The sequence below is a fragment of the Bacillus sp. JJ1503 genome, assembly GCF_036965125.1.
In the GTDB taxonomy this organism is placed as follows: Bacteria; Bacillota; Bacilli; order Bacillales; family Cytobacillaceae; genus Cytobacillus.
Window position 1 is genome coordinate 10,120 of sequence record NZ_JBALOZ010000117.1, and the last position, 12,732, is coordinate 22,851.

The 12,732-nt window shown below is 38.4% G+C and carries 10 protein-coding genes; 2 read left to right on the forward strand and 8 right to left on the reverse strand.

Translation table 11 applies throughout. The annotated features are described in order from the left end of the window. Nucleotides 1-144: 144 nt before the first annotated feature. From dtd to V7149_RS10305, 7 genes are all read right to left on the reverse strand, one after another. Nucleotides 145-585, reverse strand: coding sequence for a D-aminoacyl-tRNA deacylase (gene dtd, locus V7149_RS10275; protein WP_335345537.1), 441 nt, complete (start codon nucleotides 583-585; stop codon nucleotides 145-147). Nucleotides 586-597: 12 nt separating this feature from the next. After that, nucleotides 598-2,793 (reverse strand): RelA/SpoT family protein, encoded by a 2,196-nt coding sequence (locus V7149_RS10280; protein WP_335345538.1) that lies wholly within the window; start codon nucleotides 2,791-2,793, stop codon nucleotides 598-600. 255 nt (nucleotides 2,794-3,048) lie between these two features. Next, complete coding sequence (locus tag V7149_RS10285; RefSeq protein ID WP_335345539.1) at nucleotides 3,049-3,561, reverse strand: adenine phosphoribosyltransferase; 513 nt, start codon at nucleotides 3,559-3,561, stop codon at nucleotides 3,049-3,051. After that, nucleotides 3,552-5,918: a single-stranded-DNA-specific exonuclease RecJ gene (recJ, locus tag V7149_RS10290; protein WP_335345540.1), complete on the reverse strand. Its 2,367-nt coding sequence runs from the start codon at nucleotides 5,916-5,918 to the stop codon at nucleotides 3,552-3,554. Before recJ ends, V7149_RS10285 begins: the two co-directional genes overlap by 10 nt. A gap of 91 nt (nucleotides 5,919-6,009) precedes the next feature. Then, nucleotides 6,010-6,870 carry a cation diffusion facilitator family transporter gene (locus V7149_RS10295; RefSeq protein ID WP_335345560.1) on the reverse strand — a complete coding sequence of 287 codons (861 nt, stop codon included), beginning with the start codon at nucleotides 6,868-6,870 and terminating at the stop codon, nucleotides 6,010-6,012. A gap of 153 nt (nucleotides 6,871-7,023) precedes the next feature. Beyond that, nucleotides 7,024-9,288, reverse strand: a complete 2,265-nt coding sequence (gene secDF / locus V7149_RS10300) for a protein translocase subunit SecDF (RefSeq protein WP_335345541.1) — start codon at nucleotides 9,286-9,288, stop codon at nucleotides 7,024-7,026. A gap of 158 nt (nucleotides 9,289-9,446) precedes the next feature. After that, complete coding sequence (locus tag V7149_RS10305; protein ID WP_335345542.1) at nucleotides 9,447-9,743, reverse strand: post-transcriptional regulator; 297 nt, start codon at nucleotides 9,741-9,743, stop codon at nucleotides 9,447-9,449. A gap of 122 nt (nucleotides 9,744-9,865) precedes the next feature. Between V7149_RS10305 and spoVB the strand changes: the two genes are divergently transcribed. Next, complete coding sequence (spoVB, locus tag V7149_RS10310; RefSeq protein ID WP_335345543.1) at nucleotides 9,866-11,428, forward strand: stage V sporulation protein B; 1,563 nt, start codon at nucleotides 9,866-9,868, stop codon at nucleotides 11,426-11,428. Between the two features lie 24 nt (nucleotides 11,429-11,452). On the opposite strand, the gene V7149_RS10315 is transcribed toward spoVB, so the two are convergent. After that, nucleotides 11,453-12,103 (reverse strand): DUF421 domain-containing protein, encoded by a 651-nt coding sequence (locus V7149_RS10315; protein ID WP_335345544.1) that lies wholly within the window; start codon nucleotides 12,101-12,103, stop codon nucleotides 11,453-11,455. Between the two features lie 201 nt (nucleotides 12,104-12,304). Here V7149_RS10315 and V7149_RS10320 point away from each other — a divergent pair, with 201 nt between their 5' ends. Next, complete coding sequence (locus V7149_RS10320) at nucleotides 12,305-12,697, forward strand: TIGR04086 family membrane protein (protein WP_335345561.1); 393 nt, start codon at nucleotides 12,305-12,307, stop codon at nucleotides 12,695-12,697. The last annotated feature ends 35 nt before the right edge of the window (nucleotides 12,698-12,732 follow it).

Genomic DNA, 12,732 nt, shown 5'->3' on the forward strand with positions numbered 1-12,732 from the left:
AATCCTCCCAGAAAGGAAAAGACACCTTTCCGAGAGGCTCGTCTTGTGCTTGTCGGACTTGCACAGGATGTGCTGACATCGGCGTTCGCCACAGGACGTGGCGGCCTTTAGTCGATGTTCCTTTGCAAGGCGCTAACACTTTTCTTATTTACTATCAACAATTAGTGTTACTGGTCCATCATTCGTTAGCTGAACATCCATCATGGCGCCAAATTCACCTGTCGCAACCTTTAATCCTTTTACACGAAGATTGGTATTAAAGGCTTCATATATTTTCAATGCGTGTTCAGGTCTAGCTGCTTCCATAAAATTAGGCCTGCGCCCTTTTCGACAATCTCCATATAAGGTGAATTGGGAAACCGATAAAATTTCTCCGCCTTTATCCAGTATTGATAAATTCATTTTTCCGCTTTCATCTTCAAAGACTCGTAGATTGGCAATTTTATCAGCTAAAAATTCAGCATCCTTATCATCGTCTTCATGGGTCACTCCCACTAAGAGGACAAAGCCCTTTGGAATACTCCCAACTATTTCACCGTTAACCTTAACGCTTGCTTCCTTGCTTCGTTGTACAACTACTCGCATAACAAATACTCCTTAATTCATGATCCTGCGAACTGCATAAACATCAGGAATTTGTTTAATACGTTCGACAACCTTCTGTAAATGGTTTACATTGTGAATCGCAATTGTCATATTAATTGTTGCCGCTTTATTTCGGTCAGAACGGCCTGATACAGCAGAAATATTTGTTTTTGATTCATTTACTGCCTGCAATACTTCATTAAGCAAGCCTCGCCTGTCAAAGCCAGTAATTTCGATTTCAACACTATATTCTTTCCGGTCATTTAAGTCCGTTTCCCATTCAACAGGAATAAGTCTTTCTTTTGCTTCATCATTGACGATATTCGTGCAATCAGCTCTATGAACAGAGACTCCGCGTCCTTTCGTAATAAAGCCAACAATTTCATCCCCTGGTACCGGATTACAGCAGCGGGAAAGACGGATAAGCAAATTGTCAATACCGGAAACACGGACCCCTGATTCACGCTTTTTAGTAGATGGGAATGATCTTAACTCGGAAACAGCATTTGTTATGTCAGCCTCTTGTTCCATATCACGCTTTCTACGCAGCTTTTCCGTTAAGCGATTCGCTACTTGAAGGGCCGTTACACCGTTATAGCCCACTGCTGCATACATGTCTTCCTCATTCATGAAATTAAACTTCTCGGCTACTCGTTTTATATTTTCGGCTGTAAGAATTTCTTTCAAATCGAAATCCATATTACGGATTTCTCTTTCAATTTGCTCTTTACCCTTTTCAACATTCTCATCTCTTCTTTGTTTCTTAAAGAATTGACGAATTTTGTTTTTGGCTTGTGAGGTTTGAGCTAGTTTTAGCCAATCCTTGCTTGGGCCATATGAGTGCTTGGAGGTTAAAATTTCAATAATATCGCCAGTTTTCAGCTTATAATCGAGTGTTACCATTTTCCCGTTTATTTTCGCACCAATTGTTTTATTTCCAATCTCGGAGTGAATCCGGTACGCAAAGTCAATGGGAACTGATCCTGATGGCAGTTCGATGACATCACCTTTTGGAGTAAAGACAAACACCATATCAGAAAATAAATCAATTTTTAAAGACTCCATAAATTCTTCTGCATCGTTGGAGCTGTCTTGAAATTCTAGAATTTCACGGAACCATGTTAGCTTGTCTTCAATTGACAGTCTTTCATTGACCTTTTTACCTTCCTTATACGCCCAGTGAGCAGCAATCCCGAATTCAGAGATTCGGTGCATTTCGAATGTACGAATTTGCACTTCTAACGGATCACCTTTAGGACCAATGACTGTCGTATGAAGAGATTGGTACATATTTTGCTTTGGCATCGCAATATAATCTTTAAAGCGGCCAGGCATTGGCTTCCAGCATGTGTGGATAATACCGAGGACAGCATAGCAATCCTTAATACTATTTACAACAATTCTGACAGCAAGCAAATCATAGATTTCGTTAAATTGCTTGTTTTGCAAAGCCATTTTACGATAAATGCTATAAATATGCTTAGGTCTGCCGGAAATATCTGATCGAATGGAAACTTCATTCATTCGGCTGCGCACCTCATTGATTACATCTTCAAGATATTGCTCCCGCTCAGCCCGTTTCTTCTTCATTAGGTTCACAATTCGATAATATTGCTGTGGATTTAAATATCTTAGAGCTGTGTCCTCAAGCTCCCATTTAATTTTTGAAATTCCCAGACGATGGGCAAGAGGGGCAAAAATTTCTAATGTTTCATTAGAAATACGGCGCTGTTTTTCAGCAGGCAAATGCTTAAGGGTACGCATATTATGAAGTCTATCTGCCAGCTTTATTAAGATGACACGGATATCCTGTGCCATTGCTACAAACATTTTGCGATGGTTTTCTGCTTGCTGCTCTTCTTTCGATTTATATTTAATTTTTCCAAGCTTTGTTACACCGTCAACAAGCATGGCCACTTCTTCATTAAAGGCTGCCGTAATATCAGCTAGTGTGACATCTGTATCCTCTACAACATCGTGAAGAAAACCGGCTGCAACCGTAGATGGATCCATTTCTAAGTCGGCCAAAATGCCTGCTACTTGAATGGGATGGATGATATAAGGCTCACCCGATTTTCTATATTGTTCACGATGGGCATGTCTTGCATATTCATATGCCTTCTCAACAAGCGCCACATGCTCATCATTTAAATATACTTTCGTTCTGTCGATGACTTGTTCAGCGGTCAGAACATGATCGTTCGCCATGGGATCACCTTTTATTATTAATTTTCATTTGTCGATTTGTCATTTTCCGTTTAAAACTGTCATAACAAAATTAGAATGATTGCTACTATTATCGAAAAAAAAAGCGAATATGTAAAGGGATAGCGATTATTTTCCTGAAAAATAAAAAAATTGTCGAAATCTGTAAGTTTTTAAAAGGATATATCCTCTGCTTTTTATTCAGCGTGCCGATCGTTCCATAATAAAAAGAGCGCCCCATCAGCGCTCCCATTTAAATTAATATTCCATTAAAGTAAGAATATCATATTTTCCAAGCTTATCTCGCCCTTTTAAATATGACAATTCAATTAAGAAGGCAATTCCAGCTACAATACCGCCAAGCTGTTCAACTAATTCAATGGTTGCTTCAATTGTTCCTCCAGTTGCAAGCAAATCATCTGTTATTAGTACTCTTTGTCCCGGCTTAATGGCATCTTTATGGATGGTTAGAACATCCTTCCCATATTCTAACCCGTATTCCACTTTAATCGTCTCACGAGGAAGCTTTCCTTCCTTTCTAACTGGAGCAAAGCCGACTCCTAGTGAATAAGCAACAGGGCAGCCAATAATAAATCCGCGCGCCTCTGGACCTACAACTAAATCAATTTGCTTTTTTTGTGCGTATTCAACGATTTTGTCTGTGGCATATTTATATGCCTCACCATTATCCATTAATGTCGTAATATCTTTAAATTGAATACCTGGCTTTGGCCAGTCCTGGACGATTGTAATATACTGTTTTAAGTCCATTCTTTTACTTCCTCCTCAAATTTCACAGAACCTTGGATTACTGAATCGAAAAAGCTTTTTAACTGTTGATAAGGTGAATATAGCAATTCGTTTTCGATTGTGTACTGTTTACGTCTTTGTTCATAAATAAGCGAATCTGTTAAATCACGTTTTTGTGAAGTCTCATTAATAGAAATGATTCCATTGTTTATTTTAACAAAATCTAATTCAAAAAACACTTGTGACATGAAGTCAATTGTTTCTTTGCTCCATCCTTTATGCTTTGCAATATTGTCTCGGTATTGCTGAAGGCTAATTGGACCCTTTTTCAATATTAAGGCATAGAACCATTTGAAATGATCCCTCGTTGGAAGTGTGCTAAAAAAGGCACTCTCCTCTTTATAGAAATGTGCATATACCCTTGAAGGATTTTTCCCAGAAAATAATTGGGTCAGAAATTCCTTGGAGGGTGGAAGATCCGTTAATATCACATTTTCTTGATCTATATTTAATGCCGCTGCTTCCTCATATGAACTTACTGTTACCATATTCTCATTTATATATGTTGGAAACTTTATAGCATTTTCTTTATTAAATACAATCCATTTTGATTGTTTTTTAGGGATCAAATCTATTAATTGTTCAAATCGTTTAATCCCCCTTATATCAAATAGCTGCCAGTCTTGAATAACCGCATCCTGGAGGAAAATTTGCGGCCTTCGGATATTATTCCATTCATTAATCGAAAGCTCTCCAATTACGGATATTTTAGAATATGGCGAAATATGCTCATATAATTCTCCTAGTCCGAATCCTACACCATCAAGTGTACTGCCTTCACTCTCAATTGTCATTTTCAAATGATTTTGATCCGAACCGATCTTTCTCATATTTGCAATGCTTGCATCCTTAATTAATATTTTTGGCTTCGGATTATCCATTCCAAATGGGGCGAGCATCTGCATTTCCTCTATAGAATTCAAGTGGATCTCTGACATATTTACTGTCCCATCCAACGTAGTAACTGGAATAAAGTCCTCATCTGCTAATTGTTCCTTTGCTGCTGAATTTAGCCTATTTCTAAGCTCATCGACATGACTCAGTTCCAATGTCATGCCGGCAGCCATCGGATGCCCGCCGAAATGAGGTAATATATCTCTGCATTCAGATAGGTTTCTAAATAAATCAAATCCTAATATACTGCGTGCAGAGCCTTTTGCTAAGCCCTTCTCTCTATCAAAGCTCAAACAAATGACTGGACGGTAAAATCTTTCTACTAGCTTTGAAGCGACAATTCCTATAACACCTGGATTCCAGCCTTCTTGACCGATGACAAGGACTGCATTTTCATCGATTGGATAATTTTCTTCAACCTGACGAATAGCTTTTTCAGCAATATTGCTTACTAACGCTTGTCTTTCCTTGTTCATTTGCTCTATTTCCTCAGCAATCGCTTCAGCCTCATAAATATCTTCAGTAAGCAATAAGTCAACAGCCGGGTCTGCACTATCCAATCTCCCAGCAGCATTTAATCGTGGCGCGATCAGGAATCCTACCGTTTCTTCCGTTACTGAGCCTGGTTCTACCTTGTTTTGTTTTAATAAGGCGGTTAAGCCAACATTATTAGTGGACTTAAGCTTCTTCAAGCCTCGTTTAACGATTAAACGATTCTCTCCTTTTAAGGAAACTAAATCCGCAATCGTCCCTATAGCAGCTATTTCTAGCAGATGCTCTGGCAGTTTACCGTATAGTGCATGAGCTAATTTAAAAGCAACCCCAACACCAGCTAACTCACGAAATGGATATTGGCTTCCTTCAAGTTTCGGGTGGATGATAGCCAATGCCTTTGGCAATTCTGGCCCTGGTTCATGGTGATCTGTAATAATTAAATCGAGTCCAAGCTCAGCAGCAGCAGCGGCTTCCTTTACTGCAGCTATACCCGTATCAACCGTTATTATCAGTTTGATTCCAGTTTCCGCTGCATATTGAAAGGCTGGGATATTTGGACCATAGCCTTCCGAAAATCGGTTTGGTATGTAGAATTCGACATTAGCGCCTAATTCCCGAAGAACCTTCATCATAACGGTCGTACTTGTCACACCATCTGCATCATAATCTCCGAATATTAAAATCGGTTCTTCCTTATCTATCGCCTTTTTTATCCGTGTTACGGCAATTTCCATATCAGCTAATAAAAAAGGATCATGAAATTCTTGTTTATCATCAAATAGAAAACTTTGTGCTAATTCCGGTGATTCTATTCCTCTATTTACAAGCAATGAAGCAAGGAGAGGAGTTAAATTTAATTGTTGAACGAGAAGATTTTGCTTGTCTTCATCTGATTTCCGAACAATCCAGCGAGTTTTTGATTGTAACATTTGTTCACCCCTCAACTTTTTAATTATACAAGAGGGTCCTTTGTGTTTCAATGCGTAGTCCTGAAAAAAGAAAAACAGCGAAGGACGCTGTTTAATTTTCATCATCTTCATTATAGGGATTAATATGAACAAACACATTGTGAACATTATTCATTTTTAATAGCTTTTCCTTTACTTCCTTGCCAACTCGGTGTCCCTCTTCCACTGTCATATTCGGATCAACCGAAATCTTCAAATCAATGATTACATAATGTCCATGCTCTCTTGCATGAAGCTGATTAATTTTCTTAACTTCCTTAACACTTTCCACTGCTTCTCTTAATTCCAGTGTATCCTCTTCATGCAGCACATGATCAAGTGTGTTATGAATCGACTCTTTCCCGAGCGACCACGCCATTTGGATAACCATGAGGGAAACAATCACTCCAGCAACAGGGTCCGCATATTCCAGCCAATCGATGCCAAGCTTACCGCCGATGATCGCAGCACCAATACCAGCCAATGCAGCAAAGGATGAATAAACATCTGAACGATGCTCATAGGCATTAACAATTAATGCATCACTATTCAACTCACGCCCAAGCTTGTATTTGTAGCGAAATAATGCTTCCTTTACAATAATCGAAAAAATAACTGCCGCAATAGCTATTGTTTTTGGTGCTTCTATCGGTTTAAAAAAAGCTGTTACAGATGACTTACCAATTTCAAATCCAACAAACAATAACAATACAGCAACAATAATAGCTGAGATAGATTCTGCCTTCCCATGTCCATATGGATGATCATCATCAGGCGGCTGCTTTGCTGCCTTCAAGCCTAAATAGACTGCTAATGATCCAGCAATATCCGAGGCAGAATGTACAGCATCAGCAATTAAAGCACGGCTCCCCGCATAGACGCCAATTCCCCATTTGACAATCGCAAGGACAATGTTAATCACGATGCCAAGCATGGCAGCAAATTCAGCCTTTTTAAAACGATCATCTTTATGATTCAAAATGAAACTTCCTTCCTAAAAATGAACTTATTGCTAGTTTATCCTAATTCCAATGATTATGAGCATGTTTTGAAAAAAAGAAAACCCCAGGATATCCTGGGGCTTGAATTATACTTGAGGTTCATCGCTAATTTTTCGTTTTTCTTTCACTGTTTTAATGACGCCTTTTTTCTTCAATTCTTTCCCTTTCCAAACGAGCCACAATTGGGCACATAAGAAAATGGAAGAATAAGCACCTGCAACCAATCCGATTAGTAGAGCAAAGGAGAAGTTACGGATGGATTCACTTCCGAATATTAAGATTCCTAATACAGCAATAAGTAGGGTTAAGACCGTATTAATAGATCGTCCCATCACTTGACGTAAGCTTGAATTAACAACATCCGCAAGTTCCTCAAACGTTTTAATACGCTTTTTCTTTTGCATGTTTTCGCGCATCCGGTCAAATGTAACAATTGAATCATGAAGGGAATAACCAATAACTGTTAAGACAGCCGCGATAAAGGTTAAATCAACTTCTAATCTTGTAATGCTAAAGAAAATGATGATAAAGAATGCATCATATAATAGACCAAGTATAGCTGCGATCGCCATATACATTTCGAAACGAATGGTCACATAAATCACGATACCAATAGAGGCAATCAACAAAGAAATAAACCCATTTTTTGCTAGCTCTTTTCCAACTGTTGGTGAAACTGTGCTTACATTTGGTTCTGCTCCTAATTTCTCATGGAAATGGGCTTTTAACTCAGCAATTTCATCCTTGGTAAGTACTTCTTTAAATCTTGCTACACCAATTTCTTGATTGGCTCCAGATATGACAATATCATCTGTTTCAATATTTAAATCAGCTAATTGCTCTTTTACTTCAATTTTTGTTATTGGTTTATTTGATAGAAGCTCCACACGAGTCCCTTGGGTGAAATCAATCCCTAAATTCAGGCCAAACATAACCACACAAATCAGCCCAATTCCGAGAATGGCCCCGGAAAATGTAAAATATTTTTTCCGATGTTTAACAAAATCAAAGCGATCAAACCTTGTCGGCAAATCAACTGTATCATAATTTTCTGCAATATCTTTAATATCACTTTTCTTAACACCGAACCAGCTTGGCTTTTTATTAAATAGATTGCTGTTTACCCATAGTCCAAGGAGTATTCTAGAGCCATAGACAGCGGTAATGAAGCTGACTAGGATACTAATAATCAACATCGTGGCAAACCCTTTAATGGAGCTTGTCCCATAAACAAATAAAACACCAGACACTAAGATCGTTGTAATATTGGCATCAAAAATCGTAGATAAAGAATTTTTGCCACCTGCTTGAAAAGCAGACTTAACCGTTCTCCCTACTCGTAATTCTTCTTTAATTCTTTCATACGTGATAATATTGGCATCGACTGCCATACCAACCCCAAGAATGAGGGCGGCAATACCAGGAAGCGTCAATACCGCATTCATCCAGTCAAAAATAAGGAGAATTAGATAAATATAAATCGACAGAGCCACAGTAGCAATAAATCCTGGGAATCGGTAGTAAACGATCATAAATAAGTAAATAAGCGCAATACCGATTATCCCGCCTAAAACTGTTTTGTTCAAGGCTTGCTCCCCAAATTGGGCACCAACAGATGTTGAATACACTTCTGTTAATTTAACAGGCAGAGATCCTGCATTTAATAAGTCCGCTAATGTCTTTGCTTCCTCGACGGTGAAGCTTCCAACTATCGAGACCGTATCCTGGTTAAATACTTGACTTACCGCTGGAGCAGAGATATATCCTGGCTCTGCTTTCATTGCTTCTTCTCGGAAAGTAGTACCTTCCTCAAAATCGAGCCAAATGATAAGCAGATTATTAGGTACCCCCATACTGACAATACGTTCGGTTACCTCTTTAAATTTACTTGCACTTTTCAGTTTAATTGAAACACTTGGCTTTCCATTTTCATCAAAAGTTTGCTTTGCTCCGCCCTCTGCCAAATCGGATCCATCCATCAATGGTTCATCATTTACATCACGGAATGTCAGGTTGGCTTCAGTGGAGAGAATTTCACGCGCTTGTTTCTGATCAGTCACTCCAGCAAGCTGAACACGAACTCTATTTTCCCCTTCAATTTGAATATTAGGCTCACTTACTCCTAATACGTTTACGCGTTTATTCAAAGCTTTTGCCGTACTGGCTAAAACAGTATTATCAATTTTTTGGTTTTTATCAATCGGTGATACCTCATACAGAACCTCGAATCCACCTTGAAGATCCAGTCCTAGCTTAATATTTTTCAGAATATTATTTGTTGTTGTACCCATCAAACTTCCAATCAATAATACAATCAGAAAGAAGGCAACAATGCGTCCTCGCTTAACCATTATGAAAATGTCCTCCTTAAATACAAGCCTAAAAAAGGCTCACAGCATAAAACATACATAAACAATCTATCTCATCATTTCATACCTATGATTCGACTAGAATTCCATTTATAATTATGAAACAGTTTGCAAAAGCTGTCAATTTTTCTATAGGTGAGTTATTTTAAAAGCTTGCGAAGCTCTTCCTCATCATCAAATGCAAAGTCTGCCTCTTTAAAAGCTTCGACCGTGGCATAATTGAAATACTCGCCAACCTTTACGGAAAGAACATCCTGAACAATTTCAGATATTCTCTTATTTTCATCTGCTTTCCGCCACTTTTTTCTCTTTAGAAAATTCCAGAGCTCCTGTTCAGAAACTTGACCATACCCTAATAAAGCAAACTCCTCTTGCTTACTTTTCAACGCCGGTTTCAATTCATTTCGAAGATGATCATATGTATGGCTGATTTCCATAACAGCCGCCTCCTTATTCAATTTAAAAGGAAAATAAAACTTTGCTTGTCATGCTTTGTCCACTTCCTAGCATATAGTTAATTGTATATGATAACACCTATTTTGAGAAGGCAGGGAGCCAAATGTCGAAGTTTTTAAAAGGAACGATGATTCTACTGGCAGCTGGACTTGTTACACGGGTGCTTGGGTTTATTAATCGGATTGTTATTGCAAGATTTATTGGGGAAGAAGGCGTTGGTTTATTCATGATGGCTTTCCCAACTTTAATTCTTGCTGTTACTATAACACAGCTTGGTTTACCTGTAGCTATATCCAAAAATGTGGCGGAGGCAGAGGCAAGAGGGGATAAAGCCAAAGTAAAGAAAATATTAGTTGTATCATTAGCAACCACTATTTCTCTTTCTGTCATATTTACTCCAGCATTAATTTTCTTAGCCCCTTATCTAGCTGATACGTTATTTACCGATTCACGCACATATCTTCCACTATTAGCCATTGCACCTGTTGTTCCAATTATTGCTATTTCTTCTGTTTTAAGAGGTTATTTTCAAGGCCGGCAAAATATGAAGCCTGCAGCTATTTCACAAATGCTAGAGCAGATCGTAAGAATTACATTAATTGCAGCGATGACGAAAGCGTTTCTTCCATATGGGATCGAATATGCTGCGGCCGGCGCAATGCTTGCTTCGGTAATAGGTGAATTAGCTTCACTAATCTATTTAATAACCACTTTCAAAATCAAAAAGAAATTCAAAGTCCGGAAGCATTTTTTTAAGTCTGTCAAAACAGGAAAAAGCACCTTTAAAGAATTAATGAGCATCGCCCTCCCAACTACAGGAAGCCGAATGATTGGTTCTTTGGCATGGTTTTTTGAGCCCATCGTTGTTTCTCACAGTCTTGCTATTGCGGGGGTGGCTGCCATCGCTGCAACAAAGCAGTATGGGGCGCTTACTGGCTTTGCTTTACCGTTATTAATGCTCCCATCATTTATTACTCACTCGCTGTCAACTGCTTTAGTTCCAGCCATTAGTGAAGCAAATTCAAGAAATCAGCATCATATTATTGAATACCGGCTGCAGCAGGCACTTCGCCTTACATTTTTAACAGGCGGCTTGGCTGTTGTTGTATTATTCGTACTGTCAGATGAATTGATGAAGGTTATGTATGGATCCAATAGCGGGGCTCAATTTATTAAGCTGATGGCTCCATTTATCATCTTTTATTACTATCAGGGTCCTCTTCAAGCTACCCTCCAGGCACTAAATTTAGCAAGAGCCGCTATGATCAATAGCTTAATTGGAGCCATAATCAAAACCGCGGTCATTTTTATTTTGGCTAGTCAGCCTACATTCGGAATAAACGGCGTAGCCATGGGGATTCTTGTTGGATTCGTGCTTGTCACACTGCTGCACTTCGCAACTGTGTTAAAAGCCATTTCTTTTACATTTTATGTACGCGACTACTTGAAAACCTTTTTGGTCATGGCGCTTTCAGCATGGGTAGGATTTTGGCTGCTTCAGAATTTAAACTCACAGTTTTCTCTCACCATTCAAGTACTGATCATTACATTCATCATCACGATAGTTTATTTAATTTTTACTCTCTTGCTTGGACTTGTAAAAAAGGATGAAGTCAGCCGTATACCTTGGATTGGCAAACCATTTTCAAGATTTGTCTTTAAATAAAAGTAAGAGACCGCACAGTGTCCCTTACTTTTTTTCATCCTTTAAATCGATATAAAACTGACCATTTTCAAAGCTGCAAAAGGAGATTTTCTGTATTTCGGTGTATCCCCTTTTTCTAAGCTGCTGGCGGAGCCAAAAATTTGTTTGGTTAATGCTTTCTAGACCTGATTCCTGAATGATTCCATCTAAAATTAACGGAACTGTCAAATTTCCTGTTTTCTTTTTTTCCTTTTTTAATACAGATAATTCACCTGTCGTTTCCAATATGGCAAATTCTACATCGGTAATATTTCGTATATCCTTCCCTCTTAATTGCAGAAGCAAATCATCAAAGTTATAACGATGCTTTTTCATGGCTGCCTCATCGATCTTACCTTTATTAATTATAATGGTTGGCTTCCCATCAACAAGATCACGAAACTTTTTGCTCTTTAAGGTCAAAAAGCCGAGCGTGATTTGGATAACCATTAACACTAACATAGGGAGAACATTTGGTAAGAGCGGGGACGTTGGGTTTTCTATAGCCAATACGGCCATTTCAGCCAACATGATCGTTACTACGAAATCTATCATACTTAGCTGTCCAAGTTCCTTTTTACCCATGATTCTAAAAACTGCCAATATTAGGGTGTACAAAATAATGGTCCGCAATATGATCATGGAATAATCATGCACTTTTCATTCCCCCTTTAGTGACATTCTCTTTTATTATGGGCAAAAAAAACATATTCATGTGATATATTAGTTCCAATTTGAGCAAATGCAATTCCTTAACTAAGAATTCGATTCTATTTTTTCTTTGTGTGAATATGCTTGTACTAGCAGTATTCTTGTACCAATCTGCGATCTAAATAAAAAAGAAGGGAGAGGGGCAATATAGAAGAATCAAGAAATATCAGCGGTGCTATTCTTTATGGGATTATTGCAGTTTTTGTGCTAGCCTTGATCAGCAGCTTAATATTTTCACTATTATTAAGATTCACTTCTCTACAGGAGTCATCCTTACAATTTGTCATTACTGCAATCTCCTTCATTTCGTTATTTATTGGCGGCTTCATTTCGGGTGGCAAGGGAAAACAAAAGGGATGGCTTCTTGGTGGGTTAACAGGGCTTGTTTATTCTATTATTATTTTTCTTTATCAATACTTAGGAGTAGACAGTCTATTTGATACAGAGCAAATTATTTATCATACATGTTATATGCTGACAGCGATGATGGGCGGCATATTGGGTGTTAATATGTCGAATAAGACAACGAGAAATGCGTAGAAAAGCGCAAGCGCCTTGTTCACCCCCGACAAGCA